We start from the raw sequence: 18789 nt of genomic DNA, 5'->3' as shown, positions 1-18789 counted from the left end.
GACGTGATGGTGAACATCGACGTTATTGATAGGGGCGCGGCGATACCGTTCGTGGGCGTGATGTTGCAGTCGTCGGACGTTCGGGCCGTGGTCGATGGCGCCTTCTACACTGGTTAGCTGGTGCTGATCGCGGCCAACAGGAGGTGTGTATGTATCAACTCTACGGGCATCAGAACTCGGGCGCGGCCGCGATCGAGGCCGCACTGGAGCTTTGTGAGATCGCCTATCGCTTCATCGATGTCGAGACCTCCCCGGAGGCCGCCCAGGCGCTGGAGAAACTCAATCCGCTCAAGCAGATTCCGACGTTGCAGTTGCCCAACGGAAGCATCCTCACCGAGAGTGCGGCGATCCTGATCCATCTCGGGCTGACGTTTCCCCAGTCGAACCTGTTGCCGGCTGCCCCTGCAGACCGTGACCAGGCCATTCGCGGCCTGGCGTTCATCGTCAGCAATTGTTACGCGGCCATCGGCATCATCGATTACCCGGAGCGCTGGCTGGCCAGTGCGGATGAGTCGTCGCGGCAAAACCTCATGGCCGGTGCCCGGCAGCGTCTTCACTGGAGTTGGGAGGTGTTTGCCGACCAGTTTTCCGCCGAGTTGTATCTGGGGGACGAGACGCCGGGCGCGCTGGATGTGCTGGCGGCGGTGATCACGCGGTGGGCAGGCAGCCGCGAGCATTTACGCCGGACCCGGCCAGGTTTTTCCGCCTGGCTGGAACGGATTGACCGGCATCCGACGTTGGCGCCGGTGTTTGCCAGGCATTGGCCGTCGTAGTTACAACAATTCCCCCCTGTAGGAGCGAGCATGCTCGCGATAAACCTGAGAACGCCGCGGGGCATCAGCCATCCAGCGTTATCGTTGACGACCATCGCGAGCATGCTCGCTTCTACAGGGGGCAAATTATTCGCCGCGGATGTACTGCTCCAGCTGGCGAATCAGTTCGGCTTGTTCGGCGATGGCTTCCTTGACCAGGTCGCCGATCGACAGCAGGCCGATCAACTTGCCGTTTTCCACCACAGGCAGGTGGCGCAAGCGCTTGTCGGACATGATGCCCAGGCAGGTGTCGACGGTCTGGTGGGTGTCCACGGTGATGACGTTCGATACCATGATGTCGCGTACCGGCGTGCCCACGGAGGAGCGGCCATGCAGCACCAATTTTCGCGCGTAGTCGCGTTCGCTGATGATGCCCACCACCTCGTCATTGTCCACCACGAGCAAGGCACCGACGTTCTTTTCGGCCATCTTCATCAGCGCTTCGAGCACCATGTGATCAGGCTTGATCTGGTGCACTTCCTGGTTCTTCGGATCTTTCATCTTGAGCAGTTGCGCGACGGTTTTCATGGCGGTTTCCCGGGTGTTGTCGTTGTTCTTGAAGGATCGTAGACCCAGGCGTTCAGGGCAAGGGCAAAAGCGGCAGATAGCACGCAAAAAACGTCATTGGGCGGTTTTTTTCTGTGGGCGCTATCTCTGTGGATGACGCGTAGAATTACCCGCCTGGATAAAAACCGAGGTTTGCAGTGGTGGATTTACCGCAGGGCTTCGTCCTGACCCGGCATTGGCGCGACACGCCGGCGGGCACCGAAGTCGAGTTCTGGCTGGCGACCGACAGCGGTCCCCGGCGCATCCGCCTGCCTCATCAGCCGTCGGTGGCGTTCATCAAGGCTGATCAGCGCGAGCAGGCCGAGGTGCTGTTGCGCGACGAAAAAAACGTCGAGCTCAAGCCCCTGGCCCTGCAGGACTTCGACCATCGTCCGGTGCTCGGCCTGTATTGCCGGCAGCACGGGCAACTGATGCGCCTGGAAACCGCATTGCGCAGGGCGGGCGTCGAGGTGTACGAGGCCGACGTGCGTCCGCCCGAGCGCTACATGATGGAACGGTTCATCACCGCGCCCGTACGTTTTGACGGCACACCGGGGGCTGACGGCCTGCTGCTCGATGCGCAGATGAAACCCGACCCCGACTACCGACCCAGCCTTAAACTGGTGTCCCTGGACATCGAAACCACCGCCCAGGCCGAGTTGTATTCCATTGCCCTGGAAGGCTGCGGCGAGCGTCAGGTCTATATGCTCGGCCCGCCCAATGGCGACCACAGTGCGGTGGATTTCCAGCTCGAATACTGCGAGTCGCGAACCCAGCTGCTGAAAAAGCTCAATGAATGGTTCGCCCGCCACGACCCCGACGCCATCATCGGCTGGAACGTCGTGCAGTTCGACCTGCGGGTGTTGCATGAACACGCCCGGCGCCTCGCCGTGCCGCTGAAACTGGGGCGTGGCGGCGAGGAAATGCAATGGCGCGAACACGGCAGCGGCAACCATTACTTTGCATCCGCCGCCGGCCGGCTGATCATCGACGGCATCGAGTCCTTGCGCTCGGCGACCTGGAGCTTCCCCTCGTTCAGCCTGGAAAACGTCGCGCAAACCCTGCTGGGCGAAGGCAAGTCGATCGATAACCCGTACCAGCGCATGGATGAAATCAACCGCATGTTCGCCGAGGACAAGCCGGCGCTGGCCAAATACAACCTCAAGGACTGCGAGCTGGTCACGCGGATCTTCGCCAAGACCGAGCTGCTCAAGTTCCTGCTGGAACGGGCCAGTGTCACCGGGTTGCCGGCCGATCGCATGGGCGGTTCGGTGGCGGCGTTCACCCACCTCTACATGCCGCTGATGCACCGCCAGGGCTTTGTCGCGCCCAACCTGGGCAGCAAGCCGGCGCAAGCCAGCCCCGGCGGTTTTGTCATGGACTCGCAACCGGGGCTGTACGAGTCGGTGCTGGTGTTCGACTACAAAAGCCTCTACCCGTCGATCATCCGCACCTTCCTCATTGACCCGGTGGGCCTGATCGAAGGGCTCAAGCACCCCGATGACCAGGATTCGGTGCCGGGTTTTCGCGGCGCGCGGTTTTCCCGTACCCGGCATTGCCTGCCCGCCATCGTCGCCCGGGTCGCCGAAGGCCGGGAAACCGCCAAGCGCGAGCACAACGCGCCGTTGTCCCAGGCGCTGAAGATCATCATGAACGCGTTCTACGGTGTGCTCGGTTCCAGTGGGTGCCGCTTCTTCGACACGCGCCTGGCGTCGTCGATTACCTTGCGTGGCCACGAGATCATGCTGCGCACCCGCAAGCTGATCGAGGCCCAGGGCCACACGGTGATCTACGGCGACACCGACTCGACCTTCGTCTGGCTGCGGCGCGCCCACGGCCAGCAGGAGGCCGCGCAGATCGGCCGCGCGCTGGTCGATCACGTCAACCAGTGGTGGCGCGAGCACGTGCGTAAAGAGTATGGGTTGGAGAGCGTGCTGGAGCTGCAATTCGAAACCCACTACAAACGTTTCCTCATGCCGACCATTCGCGGTGCGGAGGAGGGCAGCAAGAAGCGTTACGCGGGATTGGTCACGCGCGCCGATGGCACCGACGAAATGGTCTACAAGGGCCTGGAAACCGTGCGCACCGACTGGTCGCTGCTGGCCCGGCAATTCCAGCAGGAGCTGTATTCGCTGATCTTCCACCGCAAGCCCTACCAGGACTATGTGCGTGAGTACGTGCGCAAGACCCTGGCCGGAGAGTTCGACGACCGCCTGATCTACCGCAAGCGTCTGCGCCGCACGCTGGACGACTACCAGCGCAACGTCCCGCCGCATGTCCGGGCGGCGCGGATTGCCGACGAATACAACGATCGCCAGGGCCGTCCGCGGCAGTACCAGAATGGCGGCTGGATCAGCTACGTCATCACCGTTGCCGGCCCCGAGCCGCTCGAAATCCGCAGTGCGCCCATCGACTACGACCACTACATCACCCGGCAACTGCAACCGGTGGCGGACGCCATCCTGCCATTTGTCGATGACGACTTCTCAACCCTGGTGGGGGGGCAACTGGGCCTGTTTTGAGTCCATCAGCGACAGGGTCCAGTCGTCCACGATGCCGTGAAAATACTGGTTCAGGGCTTGATGAAAGAGACTGTCGTCAGCCGCGACCTGGGCGAACAAGGTCATCGAGGAACGAAATTTCAGGTCGTCGGGGTGGCCGAAAATCGCCGCCACCGAGCGTTGCTGGATGTTCAGCACCTGCTGGGTACAGGTTCTCAGCCGCACACCCAGTAGCGGATGTGCGAGGTAGGCCTGCGCTTCTTCCCGGGAACGGATCGCGAAGCGTCGTGACATTTCGCTATCACCCAGCCCGGCAAACTGCGGAAAAACGAACCACATCCAGTGACTGCGCTTGTGGCCGGCGTCCAGTTCAGCCTGGACCCGCTCGAACACCGGGTTCTGCGCCTGGACGAAGCGTTGCAGGTTAAAGACGTCCGGTTGATCGGTGCTTCTCATGTGGAAGCCCTCTGTCACCGCGATGGCTTAGACCATGGCCAACCGCTGCTTGCGTTTGGGCGCCTGAAACGCTTGGTCCAGCGCCTCCAGATCCCCAGCCTCCAACTTCAATTGCGCCGCCTGCGCATTGAGCTGCACGTGTTCGGGGCGGACGGCCTTGGGGATGGCAATCACGCCGTCCTGACGCAGCAGCCATGCCAGCGAAACCTGGGCCGGCGTGGCGTCGTGGCGGGCAGCTACTTGTTTGAGCGTAGCATTGGCCAGCATTTTCCCTGCCTGGCCGATCGGGCAGTAGGCCATGACCGGCATGCGCTGCTCCTTGCACCAGGGTAATAGATCAAATTCTATGCCACGTTCCTCCAGGTTGTAGAGCACTTGATTGGTGGCGCAGGCCGATGCGTTCAGTTCGTGCAGGTCGTCGAGATCAAGGTTGGACACGCCCCAACGGCGGATCTTGCCGGCTTCACGCAGGCGTTCGAAGGCCTCCACCGTTTCTTCCAGGGGATACTGGCCACGCCAATGCAACAGGTATAGGTCGAGGGTCTCGGTCTTCAACCGGCGCAGGCTGCGCTCGCACGCCTGGGGGATGCCCTGGCGACTGGCGTTGTGCGGGTAGACCTTGCTGACGAGAAAGACCCGGTCGCGCTGGCCGGCGATGGCGTCACCCACCACGAGCTCGGCACCGCCTTCGCCGTACATTTCGGCGGTGTCGATCAAGGTCATGCCCAGTTCGATGCCCAGGCGTAGCGCGGCAACTTCCGCTTGATGGCGGGCGGGGTCCTCGCCCATTTGCCAGGTGCCCTGGCCGATGACAGGTACCTGGGTGCCGGCCAATTGCTGGGTGCGCATGCTTTGCTCCTTGTGGTCATTATTGCGGTTGGCATCAGGATAGTCCCTCGGGTTCCCTCCTGAGGGCCTGATAGTCGACCAATCTCCCGCAGGTGCACTCGATCAAACTGTAGGAGCGAGCATGCTCGCGATGGAGGTCAACGATGACGCGGGGAGCCTGACAACCCGTGGTGCTCTCAGGTTTCTCGCGAGCGTGCTCGCTCCTACAACTGCCGGTGATCGATTCGCAACCCTCCCCACCGCACTTTTGCGCCACCAACGGCTCTATCCCTTGCCAGCCGACGGCGATCCCCACCATCGGCCCATGCCCAAGTTCAATACCCATGGCTCGAGTTTCACCCCACATCAATCGCTCAATCCGCCTGCTGCTGGCCGGCCTGTCGTTGCTCCTGGCCAGTGGTTGCAGCCATCAGCCAGGCAACGACCTTTTCACCCAGATACGCGATGGCAAACCCCAGGAGTTCCTGCAAACCAGCGTCGACCGCATGGCCACGCTGACCATGCGCGACAACCTCGACAGCCTTTACCTGCTGATGGGCAAGCTGTACCTGCGCAACCCCGAGGAGTTGAAAAAATCCGGCTTCCTGGATGCCCGCACCGCGGGTAAGCAGGTGCGCATGGCCATTGAGCAGCAGGAGCCGTTGCCCACACTGGGGGGCAAGAAGGATCTGGCGGCGCTGCGGTTTGCCATGAGCCCGGAGTTTCTCGGTGATCGGGTCGGTGCATTCATCTACGCCATTGGCAGCATGCTGGTGACCGCCCATGGCAATCGCCTGGAGTTCTACATGACGGACGCGATCAACCCGACGTTCGTCAGCAATGCCGCGCGCAACATCGAGATCGCCACCTGGATCCTCAGCCAGCGGCAGAACAAGGACGGCCAGCCCATGCTGTTCTCCAACGAAATCTCGGAGGAGGGCAGCAACCTGAGTTTTGCCGTGGAGTTCGGCAAGATCGTCGCGCGGCTGGACCTGCTGACCCAGATGCTCGACGAACGCTACCGGCGGATCGGCTTGAATTATGCCCAGAGCCTGATGTTCCTGAATTTCCTGCCGGTGCAGTGACAGGAGCGGGATGCGATCGGGATATAAAGTTAGATCGCATCGATATAACTGGTTATAAGAAATGTCGCTATGCTGCGGGCCAGTTATTCCCTGTGGTTTTTGGACGTATCAATGGATCTGTTGAATATCGGGTTGGTCGTGGCCGGGCTGGTGGTTGGCTTTATCGTCGGCATGACCGGCGTCGGTGGCGGGTCGTTGATGACGCCTATTTTGTTGTGGTTCGGCATCAACCCGGCCACCGCGGTGGGTACCGATCTGCTGTACGCGGCCATCACCAAATCCAGTGGCGTGCTGGTGCACAGGAAGAACAACAACATCGACTGGTCGATTACCGGTTGGTTGACCCTCGGTAGCGTGCCGGCGGTGGCGTTGACGTTGTGGTTCCTGAGCAGCCTGAACGAAGCACCCGACGCGATGAATGCGATCATCAAACAGGCATTGGGCTTTGTCCTGTTCGCCACGGCGTTGGCGATCCTGTTCAAGAAACGCCTGCTCGATTTCGCCCACAAGCGCGCGGGCGGCAACTACAAGCCCAGCGGTGCGCGGCTGAATGTCCTGACCGTGATCACGGGCCTGGTCCTGGGCACCATGGTCGCGCTGACCTCGATCGGCGCTGGCGCCCTGGGCACCGTGGCGTTGTTCATCCTCTACCCGTTGCTGCCGACCCGCCGCCTGGTCGGCACGGAAATCGCCCACGCCGTCCCCCTGACCCTGGTCGCCGGCCTTGGCCATGCGAGCATGGGCAACATGGACTGGCACGTGCTCGGTTATTTGCTGGTCGGTTCGTTGCCGGGGATTTACCTGGGCAGCCACCTGACCGGGCGCATCTCCGATGAATGGTTACGCCCTTGCCTGGCGACGATGCTGGTATTGATCGGCTACAAATTGGCGTTCTAAAAACCGTTCAAGGCAATGCATACACCCTGAACAGTTTTTTCATCGTCCCGTTGATCCCGCCCAGGTACTTGTCGTACCCCTGCTCGATGGCACCAGAGCGATAAGCCTCGCTCAGTGCCGTATCGACCAGCAGGCGGAAGTCCTCGTCACCGCGCTCGACGATCATGGCCACCGGGGCGTACTCGAAGATGCGGTCCAGGACCATCAGGTCATTGTTGGCGCCGCCTTTTTCCACCTGGTTTTTCAAAAACATGCGTTCGGCGAAGAACGCATCGGCCTTGCGCGCGGCCACCAGCCCGGCGCCTTCTTCGGTATTGGCCACGGTCACCAGCGAAGCGATCACGCCGAGCATGCGCATCCGTTCGCGAATCCAGTCCTCAGTCACTCCGCCCTCGATGGTGGCGTAGGTCTGGTTGGCCAGTCCGCGGTTGATCGTCGCCCGCCAGGTCGGGCCGGGGTTGGCCTCCTTGCCGTTGAGCGCGTTGAGCAGCGGTTCGGCGGCATCCTTGCGCACCAGTACCGAGAGGCCGGCGGTGTACACCGGTATCGAGTAGCTGATGGTCTTGCGCCGCTCGAGGGTCGGCGGGGTCGGCGTGCAGAGGATGTCGACCTTGCCCAGTTTCACCGCGCTGGTCTCTTCGGCCACCGTGACGGGCTGGTAGCGCACCTGCAGGTTGGGCAGGTTGAGCTCGGTCTTGAGCTTGTCGGCGATCTTCAGGCACAGGTCGATGGCATAACCGCTGGCTTTGTCGCCTTGGGCAACGCTGAAGGGCGACAGGTCCGGCACGTAGCCCAGAGTAAAGGCATTGCTGGTGCGTATGCGTTCCAGGGTGTTGGCACCCGCCACCAGCGGCAGCGCGGTGAACACCAGGGTAAGCAGCAGGCGCGTGGTTTTTGCAAAGGCTACGTTCATGTCCGGTTTCCCCGTGTACGGATGTCTGTGCAGTCCTGGTTGCAATGCCTAGACATTGCCGGTCCTGGCCTGGGCGGCGGGTGGCACGTCGACGAAACGCTTGGCGAGGAAGCCATAGAGCAGGTAACCCAAGGCGAGCACCAGGGTGCCGCCAAATACCGCATCCTTGCCGCAGGCATACAGGGCATATAACGAATAGGCCACCGCCACCAGCAGCACCACCAGGTTGCGCGAGTACACCGCGGGCCCCACCTGGGCCTTGTGCATGATCACCAGCAAGCCGGTCAGCGCCGTTATGTACGGAATCAGGTTGGTCACCGCCGCCAGGCTGACCAGTTTGCTGAACTGTGCCGCGGCATCGGGTGAGATGGTCGACACGGCCATGATCGTCTGCAACACGCCGCAGACGATCATGCCGATCACTGGCGCATTGCTCGCGTTGACCTTGCTGAACAGCTTGAGGAACAGGTTCTGGTCGGCGGTCATCTTCGCGGTTTGTGCCAGGGTGAACTGCCAGCCGAGCAGCGAGCCAATGCACGCCATGATCGCCAGGGCCATGACGATGTTACCCACCAACGGGCTGAACATCTTGGCGTAGACCAGCGCGAAGGGCGCCGAGGAATTGGCCAGTTCGGCGTTGGGAATGATGCCCTGGATGACCGTGGTCGACAGCACATAGACCGTGGCGGCGCCCAGGGTGCCGAACAGGCAGGCCAGCGGTACATTGCGCTTGGGGTCTTCCACCGCGTCGGTGGCCTGGGCTGCCGACTCCATGCCCAGGAAGGCCCACAGGGTCAGGGGGATGGCCTTGCCGATGGCTTCGGAAATCGCCAGGTTGTTGGGGTTCCAGGCGGCTTCCAGCAGTTTGGCGTCGAACCAGAACCAGCCGATGATGCTCAGGCCCGCCACCGGAATGATCACGCCCCACACGGTGAAAGCGCCGATCTTGCCGGTAATGCTCGGACCGCCGAAGTTGGCGATGATGGTGATCCAGATCAGTGCGACCGTGCCGACGAAAAGCGGGATGGCTCCGCTGCTGAGCCAGGGCAGGAAGGCGCTCATGTAGCCCACCGCCGAGATCGCCACTGCGACGTTGGCGATCGCCAGTGACAGGAAGTACAGGTACGAGCAGAGGAAGAACCCCGACTTCGCATGGGCTTCTTCGGTGTAGGCGGACAAGCCGCCGGATCGCGAGCAGAACACCCCGCACTGGGCGAAGCAATACGCGATGGCCATCGAGCCGATCGCCGTGAAAATCCACGACAACAGCGAGACTGCCCCGAGTTGGGCCATGTTGGTGGGCAGCATGATGATGCCTGACCCCATCATGTTGACCGTGACCAGGGTGGTGAGCCCCATCAGGCCCATTTTCTTGCTTGAATCAGCCATCGCACACTCCTTGCCCTGTTCAAGTCGAGGATCAGCTCTTGAGCACATACCCATAGGCGCGAATACGGCCGCTTTGTTCTTTCAGGTACACGCCCTGCAGTTCCGGCGTGAACCCGGGCAAAGCGTTGATGCCTTCTTCCAGCGCCAGGAAGTACTTGAGTACCGCGCCACCCCAGATTTCCCCCGGCACCACGCACAGCACACCCGGTGGGTAGGGCAGCGCGCCCTCGGCGGCGATCCGGCCATCGGCATCGCTCAGCGCCACCAGCTCGACGTTGCCGCGGATGAATTCGATCTGCGCTTGCTGCGGGTTCATGGCTTTTTTCGGGAAGTGTTCCTTGCGGAACATGTCCTTCTGCAGTTGCTGCACGTTATGGCTGCGGTAGAGGTCGTGCATTTCCTGGCAGAGCTGGCGGATGGTGTAGTTGCGGTAGCGGTCTTCATGGCGTGCGTAGATGGCCGGCAGCACCCGGCTCATGGGTGCATCATCGGCAAGGAACTGCTCGAAGCGCGCCAGCTGCGCGGCCAGGTGGCTCATCTTCGCCCAGTCTTCGGCGGGCGTGAGCAGGAACAGGATCGAGTTGAGGTCGCACTTCTCCGGGACGATGCCGTTCTGGCGCAGGAAGTTGGCCAGGATGCCGGCATGGATGCCGAAATCGGTGTAACTGCCGTCAATCGGGTCAATGCCGGGGGTGGTGAACAGCAGCTTGCAGGGGTCGATGAAGTACTGCTTGTCGGCATAACCGGGGAAGGCGTGCCAGCGATCCTTGGGGTGGAACTCGAAGAAGCGCAGGTCATTGGCGATGGCGTCGGTGGGGTGGTCCTGCCAAGGGCGGCCGTCGATGGTTTCCGGCACGAACGGACGCACCAGGGTGCAGGCCTCGAGGATCAGCTTGCGCGCGTTGATGCCGAATTTCACGCAGTCTTCCCACAGGCGCAAGCCACTGCGGCCGGCGTGGATGCGCGCATTCACATCCAGCGAGGCGAACAGCGGGTAGAACGGGCTGGTGGAGGCCTGGGCCATGAACGCGTTGTTCAAGCGCGCGTGATTGCAGTAGCGCGCCTGGCCCTTGATGTGGCGGTCCTTCTTGTGGATCTGCGAGGCCTGGGAGAAGCCGGCCTGCTGTTTGTGCACCGATTGGGTGACGAAAATCCCCGGGTCGTCTTCACCCAGATCCAGCAGCATGGGCGAGCAATCCTTCATCATCGGGATGAACTGTTCATAGCCCACCCATGCCGAGTCGAACAGGATGTAGTCGCACAGCTTGCCGATGCGGTCGACCACCTGGCGCGCGTTGTAGATGGTGCCGTCATAGGTGCCCAACTGGATGATCGCCAGGCGAAACGGCCGTGGCAGCCGGGCCTTGTCCGGGGCGACTTCATTGACCAGTTCGCGCAGGTAGTTTTCCTCGAAGCAATGGGCGTCGATGCCACCGATGAAACCGTAGGGGTTGCGCGCTGTTTCCAGGTACACCGGCGTGGCACCGGCCTGGATCAACGCCCCCTGATGGTTGGATTTATGGTTGTTGCGATCGAACAGCACCAGGTCGCCAGGCGTCAGCAGCGCGTTGGTCACCACCTTGTTCGAAGCCGAGGTGCCGTTGAGCACGAAGTAGGTCTTGTCTGCGTTGAACACGTTGGCGGCATGCTTCTGCGCCAGCAGGGCCGGGCCTTCGTGGATCAGCAGGTCGCCGAGCTTGACGTCGGCGTTGCACATGTCGGCGCGGAACAGGGTTTCGCCGAAGAAATCGAAGAACTGACGACCGGCGGGGTGCTTGCGAAAGAACTGGCCGCCCTGGTGACCGGGGCAGGCGAAGGTCGCATTGGCGGCCTCGGTGTAGTGTTTGAGGGCGTCGAAGAAGGGCGGCAGCAAATTCTCTTCATAGGCCTTGGCGGCGGTTTCGAGCTGGTTGCCATAGTACTCGGCATTGTAGCTGGAGAGGTCAAACACGCCGTTGACCAGCAGGATCACCTCGTGCAAACGCTTGTAGATATCCAGTGCACGATTGCCCGCGCCACCGCGAGGCACCACCAGAAACAGCGGGATGTCGAAGCCGGTTCGTTGAATGGCATCCAGCGCGCCGCCCATCACATCGTCCACGGTCAGCACCGCAGCGGCGACGTCGGTAAAGTCAGTTTGATCCAGGGCAACAATCGGGCGGGACGTCTGGAAGCACTCCAGGACAGCATCGCTCGCAGCAACTTTCAAAACATTCATAACCAGTGGCTCCTGGTCTGTTTTGACGATGAGATACCGGGTACAAACGCCTGCACAGGTGCTTGGGACCGGGCGAGGTACAGCTGCCCATTGGGTATAGTTCAATTTTTTTAAAGTTGAAAATTTAATGCTTTTTAAAAAAGCCGGGCTTGGCTGATCAATGGGTATTGGGCGAACACTGCCTAAAACGGCCTGTGGCCGGGAACTTCAGGCTGTTGGCGAGGTCAGTAGGGGCCCTGCATCGGAGATTCCGAGCAGTGCTGGTGGCCTGCTTTCATGGCCGTGCCGTCCGACATCAGCCGAGTCTGCCCCCGATGCCAACCCTGCGTTTTCTGCCAAGCCTCATCCTGGCGTGCTGCGCCGTCGTGTCGTTTTCCTCGGTGGCTGCCGAGCGACGAACGCCCGCGCAAAGCAACAGCGCATCCACCACCCTGATCGAGACCGCCTCGCGCCAGTATGAAGATGGCCAGCTGGACCAGGCCGCCGCCACGCTGGAACGTGCCCTGCATATCCAGCCGAACAATCCCGCGACCCTGCATTATCTCGGTGTGCTGCGCCTGCAACAGGGGCAGTACCAGCAAGCGGAAACCCTGGCGGCGCGCTCGAACCTGCGGGTTGGAAGCAACATCGAACTGCGCAACCGCAACTTCCAGTTGATCCAGGCGGCGCAGCAGGCCCAGGCTTCGGGTACCCCGCCCAAGGCCCAGGAAGACCTGGTCGCCGCACAGAAAGCACGCGAAGCGCAGGCGCAAAAGCTCCGTGAAGCAGAACGGGCGGCGGCTGAACAATCCACTGCAGACACGCGGCCCCTCGCTGGCAATTTCGCTCGCGTGGCGGATTCTGCAGCCTCTGCCAGGTCGCAGCCCGAAGGACAATTTCAGGTGGCTGCCGCCGAGCCAGAGCCCGCGAACGATGAGATTGCGATTCCCCGCGGCCATTGGCCGCCGCCGGGTCAATGCCGCATCTGGTTCCCCGATCGCCCGCCTGGGCATCAGCCTCCCTCAGGCAACTGCAAGAAGCTGCGAAAGCGGATTCCGTCAGGCGCCTTCCTGATGCAGGGCTGAACCTGCTGCCCCATGTTCCTGTTTGATGGGTTACCCTGCCCGCCACTCTGGGTTCGCGTGAGGGAACAGTGCCTCGATGAGCATCAATCTTCAGATACGTGATTTGGCGTACTTCATGAAAATCGCCGAGTTGGGCCACCTGGGACGAGCGGCGGAGGTGCTGCATGTTTCGCAGTCGGCGCTATCCAAATGCATTGATCGGCTGGAAGACGCCTACGGCGCCGAGCTGTTTGAGCGGGTAGGGCGGGGGATCAGGTTGACCAGCGCCGGTCAGCTGCTGTGTGAGCGCTCGCAGAAGGTTGAAAGATTGCTGGACGAAACCCGGCGTCAGACGGCCGCGATGGGCAAGGGCCTGGCGGGCGTCATTCGCGTCGGGGCGGCGGCCACCACGGCCGAATTCGTCTTGCCCAAGGCATGCCGCCTGCTTCAGGAACAAGCGCCTGCGGTGTTGCTCGAGATCCAGATCGGCATGAACGACGTGCTGCACGACTCCCTGCGCAAGGGTGCGCTCGACCTGGTGGTGGGGCCGTTGGGAACCCGTGATGAAGAGCTGAGCGAACTGGCGATCCTGAACGACGAAGTGGTGGTGGTCGCAAGCGCTAATCACCCATTGGCAGGCCGGCACGTGCCGATGCAAGCGTTGTGCGAATATCGCTGGATTCTGTCGCCCACCTCGGTGGCGACGCGCCAATGGCTGGAAGCTGCGTTCAGCGCTAATGGCCTCCCGGCACCGGACGTTGCCATCGTGTCCAGCTCCCTGGCGTCGATGCGCAACCTGATCGCTGAAACCGGCCTGTTGAGTTTCGTTTCCCGGCGCAATCTGGCCAGCACCGGCGATGTGCTGAGCGAAATCCCCAACGAAAAAACCACCATGCCTCGGCGTTTCGGTGTGATCCATCGCACCGATGCCTACCTGTCTCCCGCCACGCGGCGTTTTATCGACATCCTCCAGCAGCAGGGCGACGCTTGAACGTCCAATCAATACATTCCTCAGGGGAATGATTTGTTGAAAATTCGATAATAGATTCCAACAATCTGCACAGTGATACTGACGGCCTACTCCCCGGTGGGGGGCATAACAATAAAAGCCGGAGATCACTCCATGACGTTGTCCGCCTCATCTGTGCAGTGCCTTGCGCTTCAGGTTCCGCTGAATCCGCTCGCCCCACCTATTCGCCCACTTCCCTCGTTGAAGGCTTGACTCATGCCCCATACCATTCTGGTCACGGCCCCGAAACTGGCGGCCGCCGGCCTTGATCTGCTGCACGCGCAACATTGCCGAGTGCTGTTCGTCGCGCAAGGTCAAGGCGCCACGGAGATCGAACAGATCCTCGCCCGTGAGCCGGTCGATGCAGTGATTTCACGCACCCTCGACCTGACCGCCACGGCGATCGCCGCTTGCCCGACACTCAAGGTCATTTCCAAGCATGGAGTGGGTGTCAGCAACATTGACGTAGGTGCGGCCACCGCACGCGGCATTCCGGTGTACGTGACGCCCGGCGCCAATGCGCAATCGGTCACCGAAATGACCCTGGCACTGATGTTCGCCGCTGCGCGCCGGGTGAGCTGGATGGACCAGGAGCTGCGCGACGGGCGTTGGTCCCGTGCGCAAGATGGCCTGGAGTTGAGCGGCCGGACATTAGGGCTGGTCGGCTTTGGCCAGGTGGCGCGGCGCGTATCGCTGGCCTGCCAGGCGATTGGCATGAGTGTGCTGGTCTTTGATCCGCTGCTACCCGCAGACAGCGATCTGCAAGGTGCCGAACGCGTCGAATCGCTGGAGCAACTGCTGCCCCGCAGCCAGGTGTTGAGCCTGCATGTGCCGCTCACGGAAAAAACCCGTGGGTTCATCGGTGCCGAGCAGCTGGCGTTGCTGCCCCGGGACGCGCTGCTGATCAATACCGCACGCGGCGAAGTGATCGACGAGTCGGCGCTGATCGACGCGCTGCTTGAGCGCCGTCTTTACGCCGCCGGGCTGGACACCATGGCCATCGAGCCGCTGCCCGCCGACAGCCCGCTGCTCAGCCTGGACAACGTCGTGCTGACGCCCCACGTCGGCGGCTCGACCCCCGCGGCTCTGGCCGCCATGGCGGCAGGTGCTGCGCGCAATGTACTCGGCTATCTCAACGGCGCAGCGGTATCGGCGTCTGCCTGCGTCAATCCGACTGTGCTCTGCAACTGATCAGGAGTTTGTCCATGGCTGGTTATTCCAATGAACACTGGCCCGCGGGCTATCGCATCAACCCTCGTGTCGACAGTCTCCCGGCCGAGTTGATTGAGGCGTTCCGGGCCATCCCGGTCGCGGTCGCGGGCGACTGCATGGGCCGTAGTGTCGGCGCCCGTGGCTTGAAGGCATATCACGGAGAGCTGTCGCTGAAACTCTGCGGGCCGGCCTTTACGATCCGCATTCGCCCAGGCGACAACCTGATGGTGCACAAGGCGCTGATGATGGTCGAGCCCGGCGATGTGCTGGTGATCGATGGGGGCGGTGACGTCAGCCAGGCGGTTATCGGTGGCCTGGTGAGGACCACGGCGCTGCGGGTGAAACTGGGCGGGATCGTTATCGACGGCGCTGTGCGTGACCTCGAAGAACTCGCCGAGGGCATCGTTCCGGTATTCGCCGCCGGCCACACCCATCGCGGTCCGAGCAAGGATGGCCCCGGGGAAATCAACGTGCCGATTGCCTGCGCGGGCTTGTGCGTATTACCCGGCGACCTGGTGCTTGGCGATGCGGACGGCGTGATCGCCATTGCCGCAGCAGACGCGGCGGCGCTGTTGCCCAGAACGCTGGCTCACCTGCAGCGTGAAGCGGGGATTCGCGAAACCAACGAGCAGGGCACCGCTGACCCCGAACGCTTCAATGCCCTGTTACGGGCTAAGGGATTGCCGGTCTGACTGAACGATGCAACGCGTCCAGCCGACATCGGCCGGACGCCGCCAGCCTGTACAACTATAAAAACAGGGTAACGCCATGCTCATGCTTCTCAGCTTCTTGATGTTGGCCAGCTTCATCTATTTCCTGATGAGCAAACGCCTGTCCGCACTGACGGCGCTGATCCTCATTCCCACGGCCTTCGCCTTGATGGGCGGCTTCCATGCCGACCTGGGAAAATACGTCATCGATGGCTTGAAAATGGTGGCGCCCAACGGGGTGCTGATGATTTTCGCCATGCTGTATTTTCTCACCATGACGGAAGCCGGCATGTTCGACCCGCTGGTGACCCGGATCGTCAAGGCCGTGCGGGGTGACCCGGTGAAGATCTTCATCGGTACCGTTCTGCTCGCATTCATCGTCGCGCTGGATGGCGATGGCGCGACCATCTACATGATCGTTCTCTCGGCATTTTTGCCGATCTACAAACGCCTCGGCCTGTCGTTGCCGATGGTCTGCTGCCTTTTGCTGCAAGTTGCCGGGCTCGGCAACATGGTGCCATGGGGCGGGCCCACAGCCCGGGCCGCGACCTCGATGAATGTCGACGTCGCCGACATGTTCGTGCCCATGCTACCCGCCATGCTCGCCTGTGTCGGCTCGACCTTCGTCCTGGCCTACCTGTTTGGGCGCCGTGAACGTTCGCGGCTGGGTGGCTCCATCGATTTGAACGGCGACTTCGCCGTGCACAAGGAACATCGTGGTGAGGGGTGGCGTTTCTACTTCAACTGGGCGTTGACCGCACTTTTGATCCTGGGCCTGTGCCTGCAGCTGTTTCCCCTGAGCTACCTGTTCATGGTCGCGGCCTGTCTGGCGGTGGTCGTCAACTTTCCCGACCTCAAGGCCCAGCAGGAACAATTGGCGCTGCATGCACCGCCGATCCTCGCAGTCTCCAGCCTGATCTTCGCGGCCGGCGTCTTTACCGGCGTGCTCTCCGGTACCGGTATGGCCAATGCCGTTGCAAGCGGTTTGCTGCAGGTGATTCCCGACAGCTTTGGTCCTTACCTGGCGGTGATCACCGCGGTGCTGAGTATTCCGGTGACCTGGCTTGTGTCCAACGACGTGTTCTATTTCGGTATCTTGCCGATCCTTGCCGAGACCGCCCAGCATCACGGTATCAGCGCGATGGAAATGGCCCGCGCGTCATTGGTGGGGCAGCCCGTGCATATCCTCAGTCCCCTGGTCGCGTCGACTTACCTGGTGGTCAGCATGCTCAAGCTCGATTACGCCGAGAACCAGCGCTTTACCATGAAGTGGTCGGTGATCAACTGTTTCATCTTGCTGGCGGTGTCGCTGCTGAGCGGGATTTTTCCGCTGTTCGTCAACTAAGGGGTCTTAAAAAAGAGGCGGCTGGGGCAACTTGTCGGGCTCAATGTAACTTCAAACTTTACTCTGGCTTACAAACTCCTTACACGGATCAGCGGTACCATCATGCGCTTGAACCCTTGCATGAAAATCCCTCTTTGTCAGTCCAGTGCTCGCGCTTGCCCGCTATCACCAAGACCAATGATCCATGGAAAGTTGCCACTTGAAAAACCTGATCAATCGCTTCGCAACCCCGCTGACCACAGGCTTGTTTGTCGTCTCTGTGATTTCTGGCGTGGCACTGTTCTTCCATTGGGCGCCGGCGTTGTTTCATGGCATGCATGAATGGCTGAGTATTGTACTTCTGGTTCCATTTGCGCTGCACTTGTGGAAAAACTGGGGGCCGTTAATGGGGTATATCAAGCGCAAGTCGCTTTATATACCGCTGCTGTTGTCGATCCTGGTTGCAGTGCCTTTTGTCGTTTCAGGCATGGGGGGCAAGCAGGGCGGTAACCCGGCTTTTGCCGCGGTGCAACTGGTGACCAAGGCGCCTTTGACCGACAGCGCAGCGCTGTTCAAGAACACCCCTGATGAACTGGTTGAGCGACTGCGCCAACGCGGGTTTTCGGTGGCATCAGCCAGCGACAGCCTCAACCAGGTCGCCCAGACAGCCAAGATGCAGCCCACGCAGTTGATTGCCGAACTGCTGAAGGAGCGGCAGTAACCGCAGAAGGGCGTCATTCGCGGGTGAAGATCTCCAGCAGATGCCCGTCCGGGTCGTCGAAATACACCCGCCGTCCTCCGCCATGCTCATTGATTTCCCTGGGTCGTTGCTTGCCCGGATCGGCCCACCACGGCTGCCCGTTGACCTGCAGGCGAATGAAGGCCCGGTCGAAATCATCGTCGCCGAGCAGGAACGCGTAGTGCTGCGAGGCGATCGGCGGATCGTTGTCGTAGAAGTCCAGCGAGACCTGGTTGTCGAGCCTGACGATCAACATCGGCCCGAAGGGCTCCGGGGGCGGCAGGCCGAGCATTTCGACCAGAAAGTGTGCCGACCTGTGCTTGTCGCGGCACCAGACAATGGTGTGGTTCAACTGAGCACTCATAGCGTTCTCTCACAACGAGCCGGGATATGTTTCAGATTAGTCCAGCCTGTTGCGCAATGACCGCCCTGACCTAAGCTTGGAGCAAGGCGAAACACATTTGCCAAGCGTCACCGGAACGAACGCCGCGATGCGCAATCATTAGAGCGTGGATATCAAAAGGAGATGCGCATGCTCATCAGGTCACTGACCCTGGCTACCTTGCTGGCGATTGCCGGCCCCTTGTTCGCCTCCGATGGCGATTCACCTCTGGATATCGACAAGGGCAGGGCCCGGCCGCTGATCGTGATTGCCCCGAGCACCGTCGACCCCGTCTGGGTCAACCTGAAAAAGTCACTGGAAGATCCCGCCAACAAGCAAGGTGTCGCCGAGCGCAACATCAGGATCTACAGCGTGCTGAACATGTCCGGCCAACTGGACGGCAAGGACCTCGGCCAACAGGACACCATGGCGTTGATCCGTGCCCTGAAACTGGGCGCCGGCGCGTTGCCCAAGGTGATCCTGGTGGGCAAGGACGGCGAGAAGAAACTCGAAAGCTCGGGGGAAGACTCCAGGTCGGTCGACCTGAAGAAAATCTTCGCCACCGTCGATGCCTTGCCGGCGACCGAGAAGGAAGCCGCAGCCCCCACACCACCGCCGGTTGCCGAAACCCCACCGCCCCCAGGGGCCAAGGCTGCAAAAAACGGCAAACCGGCAAAACCGGCAAAACCGGCCAAGCCACCGGAAATGCCGGATGATTGAGCCGA

Annotated in this window: 18 protein-coding genes; 11 read left to right on the top strand and 7 right to left on the bottom strand. The window is 61.4% G+C overall.

Translation table 11 applies throughout. The annotated features are described in order from the left end of the window. Nucleotides 1-149: 149 nt before the first annotated feature. Nucleotides 150-773, top strand: coding sequence for a glutathione S-transferase N-terminal domain-containing protein (locus PMI35_RS30655; RefSeq protein WP_008054693.1), 624 nt, complete (start codon nt 150-152; stop codon nt 771-773). A 126-nt stretch (nt 774-899) separates the two neighbouring features. Here the strand turns inward: PMI35_RS30655 and PMI35_RS30660 are convergent, their stop codons facing one another. After that, a complete protein-coding gene (locus PMI35_RS30660; protein WP_008054692.1) occupies nt 900-1340 on the bottom strand; it encodes a CBS domain-containing protein in 441 nt (146 codons plus the stop codon). 179 nt (nt 1341-1519) lie between these two features. Between PMI35_RS30660 and PMI35_RS30665 the strand changes: the two genes are divergently transcribed. Then, on the top strand, nt 1520-3880 hold the full coding sequence (locus PMI35_RS30665) for a DNA polymerase II (RefSeq protein WP_162135886.1): 2361 nt from the start codon (nt 1520-1522) through the stop codon (nt 3878-3880). Here PMI35_RS30665 and PMI35_RS30670 read toward each other — a convergent pair. Both PMI35_RS30670 and PMI35_RS30675 read right to left on the bottom strand, forming a co-directional pair. Beyond that, nucleotides 3845-4315 (bottom strand): DUF1810 domain-containing protein, encoded by a 471-nt coding sequence (locus PMI35_RS30670; protein ID WP_008054690.1) that lies wholly within the window; start codon nt 4313-4315, stop codon nt 3845-3847. The two genes, PMI35_RS30665 and PMI35_RS30670, sit on opposite strands and share 36 nt — an antisense overlap. Before the next feature lie 27 nt (nt 4316-4342). After that, nucleotides 4343-5164: an aldo/keto reductase gene (locus tag PMI35_RS30675; protein WP_008054689.1), complete on the bottom strand. Its 822-nt coding sequence runs from the start codon at nt 5162-5164 to the stop codon at nt 4343-4345. A 323-nt stretch (nt 5165-5487) separates the two neighbouring features. Between PMI35_RS30675 and PMI35_RS30680 the strand changes: the two genes are divergently transcribed. Further along, a complete protein-coding gene (locus tag PMI35_RS30680; RefSeq protein WP_008054688.1) occupies nt 5488-6228 on the top strand; it encodes a hypothetical protein in 741 nt (246 codons plus the stop codon). Between the two features lie 111 nt (nt 6229-6339). Further along, nucleotides 6340-7125 carry a sulfite exporter TauE/SafE family protein gene (locus PMI35_RS30685; protein WP_008054687.1) on the top strand — a complete coding sequence of 262 codons (786 nt, stop codon included), beginning with the start codon at nt 6340-6342 and terminating at the stop codon, nt 7123-7125. A 7-nt stretch (nt 7126-7132) separates the two neighbouring features. Here PMI35_RS30685 and PMI35_RS30690 read toward each other — a convergent pair whose 3' ends face one another. From PMI35_RS30690 to speF, 3 genes are read right to left on the bottom strand one after another with little or no spacing between them, the layout of a single operon-like run. After that, entirely contained in the window at nt 7133-8038 is a 906-nt protein-coding gene (locus PMI35_RS30690) for an amino acid ABC transporter substrate-binding protein (protein WP_008054686.1), read from the bottom strand. A gap of 48 nt (nt 8039-8086) precedes the next feature. Further along, nucleotides 8087-9427: a putrescine-ornithine antiporter gene (potE, locus tag PMI35_RS30695; protein WP_008054685.1), complete on the bottom strand. Its 1341-nt coding sequence runs from the start codon at nt 9425-9427 to the stop codon at nt 8087-8089. Between the two features lie 31 nt (nt 9428-9458). Beyond that, nucleotides 9459-11645, bottom strand: a complete 2187-nt coding sequence (speF, locus tag PMI35_RS30700; RefSeq protein ID WP_008054684.1) for an ornithine decarboxylase SpeF — start codon at nt 11643-11645, stop codon at nt 9459-9461. A gap of 314 nt (nt 11646-11959) precedes the next feature. Here speF and PMI35_RS30705 point away from each other — a divergent pair, with 314 nt between their 5' ends. From PMI35_RS30705 to PMI35_RS30730, 6 genes are all read left to right on the top strand, one after another. Continuing rightward, a complete protein-coding gene (locus PMI35_RS30705) occupies nt 11960-12709 on the top strand; it encodes a tetratricopeptide repeat protein (protein ID WP_008054683.1) in 750 nt (249 codons plus the stop codon). A gap of 76 nt (nt 12710-12785) precedes the next feature. Beyond that, on the top strand, nt 12786-13679 hold the full coding sequence (locus PMI35_RS30710; protein WP_008054682.1) for a LysR family transcriptional regulator: 894 nt from the start codon (nt 12786-12788) through the stop codon (nt 13677-13679). A gap of 234 nt (nt 13680-13913) precedes the next feature. Continuing rightward, nucleotides 13914-14888 (top strand): hydroxyacid dehydrogenase, encoded by a 975-nt coding sequence (locus PMI35_RS30715; protein ID WP_008054681.1) that lies wholly within the window; start codon nt 13914-13916, stop codon nt 14886-14888. 14 nt (nt 14889-14902) lie between these two features. Beyond that, nucleotides 14903-15601: an RraA family protein gene (locus PMI35_RS30720; protein ID WP_008054680.1), complete on the top strand. Its 699-nt coding sequence runs from the start codon at nt 14903-14905 to the stop codon at nt 15599-15601. 76 nt (nt 15602-15677) lie between these two features. Beyond that, nucleotides 15678-16964: a CitMHS family transporter gene (locus PMI35_RS30725; protein WP_008054678.1), complete on the top strand. Its 1287-nt coding sequence runs from the start codon at nt 15678-15680 to the stop codon at nt 16962-16964. A 184-nt stretch (nt 16965-17148) separates the two neighbouring features. Continuing rightward, on the top strand, nt 17149-17664 hold the full coding sequence (locus PMI35_RS30730) for a DUF4405 domain-containing protein (RefSeq protein WP_008054677.1): 516 nt from the start codon (nt 17149-17151) through the stop codon (nt 17662-17664). Between the two features lie 13 nt (nt 17665-17677). Here the strand turns inward: PMI35_RS30730 and PMI35_RS30735 are convergent, their stop codons facing one another. After that, the gene (locus PMI35_RS30735) at nt 17678-18046 is read right to left on the bottom strand and encodes a VOC family protein (protein WP_008054676.1); all 369 of its coding nucleotides are present in this window, start codon (nt 18044-18046) and stop codon (nt 17678-17680) included. 168 nt (nt 18047-18214) lie between these two features. On the opposite strand from PMI35_RS30735, the gene PMI35_RS30740 reads away from it, so the two are divergent. After that, nucleotides 18215-18784 carry a DUF4174 domain-containing protein gene (locus PMI35_RS30740; protein ID WP_008054675.1) on the top strand — a complete coding sequence of 190 codons (570 nt, stop codon included), beginning with the start codon at nt 18215-18217 and terminating at the stop codon, nt 18782-18784. Nucleotides 18785-18789: the final 5 nt, after the last annotated feature.

The organism is Pseudomonas sp. GM78 (genome assembly GCF_000282475.1).
In the GTDB taxonomy this organism is placed as follows: domain Bacteria; phylum Pseudomonadota; class Gammaproteobacteria; order Pseudomonadales; family Pseudomonadaceae; genus Aquipseudomonas.
The sequence above is the reverse complement of the archived record's forward strand: the minus strand, read 5'-3'. Positions and strand labels throughout refer to the sequence as shown.

Excerpts from the sequence above, each read along its gene's own strand:
- PMI35_RS30670 (WP_008054690.1), bottom strand. The coding sequence starts at position 4,315 with ATGAGAAGCACCGATCAACCGGACGTCTTTAACCTGCAACGCTTCGTC.
- speF (WP_008054684.1), bottom strand. The coding sequence starts at position 11,645 with ATGAATGTTTTGAAAGTTGCTGCGAGCGATGCTGTCCTGGAGTGCTTC.
- PMI35_RS30690 (WP_008054686.1), bottom strand. The coding sequence starts at position 8,038 with ATGAACGTAGCCTTTGCAAAAACCACGCGCCTGCTGCTTACCCTGGTG.
- PMI35_RS30705 (WP_008054683.1), top strand. The coding sequence starts at position 11,960 with ATGCCAACCCTGCGTTTTCTGCCAAGCCTCATCCTGGCGTGCTGCGCC.
- potE (WP_008054685.1), bottom strand. The coding sequence starts at position 9,427 with ATGGCTGATTCAAGCAAGAAAATGGGCCTGATGGGGCTCACCACCCTG.
- PMI35_RS30715 (WP_008054681.1), top strand. The coding sequence starts at position 13,914 with ATGCCCCATACCATTCTGGTCACGGCCCCGAAACTGGCGGCCGCCGGC.
- PMI35_RS30685 (WP_008054687.1), top strand. The coding sequence starts at position 6,340 with ATGGATCTGTTGAATATCGGGTTGGTCGTGGCCGGGCTGGTGGTTGGC.
- PMI35_RS30655 (WP_008054693.1), top strand. The coding sequence starts at position 150 with ATGTATCAACTCTACGGGCATCAGAACTCGGGCGCGGCCGCGATCGAG.
- PMI35_RS30730 (WP_008054677.1), top strand. The coding sequence starts at position 17,149 with ATGGAAAGTTGCCACTTGAAAAACCTGATCAATCGCTTCGCAACCCCG.
- PMI35_RS30660 (WP_008054692.1), bottom strand. The coding sequence starts at position 1,340 with ATGAAAACCGTCGCGCAACTGCTCAAGATGAAAGATCCGAAGAACCAG.
- PMI35_RS30680 (WP_008054688.1), top strand. The coding sequence starts at position 5,488 with ATGGCTCGAGTTTCACCCCACATCAATCGCTCAATCCGCCTGCTGCTG.
- PMI35_RS30725 (WP_008054678.1), top strand. The coding sequence starts at position 15,678 with ATGCTCATGCTTCTCAGCTTCTTGATGTTGGCCAGCTTCATCTATTTC.
- PMI35_RS30740 (WP_008054675.1), top strand. The coding sequence starts at position 18,215 with ATGCTCATCAGGTCACTGACCCTGGCTACCTTGCTGGCGATTGCCGGC.
- PMI35_RS30720 (WP_008054680.1), top strand. The coding sequence starts at position 14,903 with ATGGCTGGTTATTCCAATGAACACTGGCCCGCGGGCTATCGCATCAAC.
- PMI35_RS30675 (WP_008054689.1), bottom strand. The coding sequence starts at position 5,164 with ATGCGCACCCAGCAATTGGCCGGCACCCAGGTACCTGTCATCGGCCAG.
- PMI35_RS30735 (WP_008054676.1), bottom strand. The coding sequence starts at position 18,046 with ATGAGTGCTCAGTTGAACCACACCATTGTCTGGTGCCGCGACAAGCAC.
- PMI35_RS30710 (WP_008054682.1), top strand. The coding sequence starts at position 12,786 with ATGAGCATCAATCTTCAGATACGTGATTTGGCGTACTTCATGAAAATC.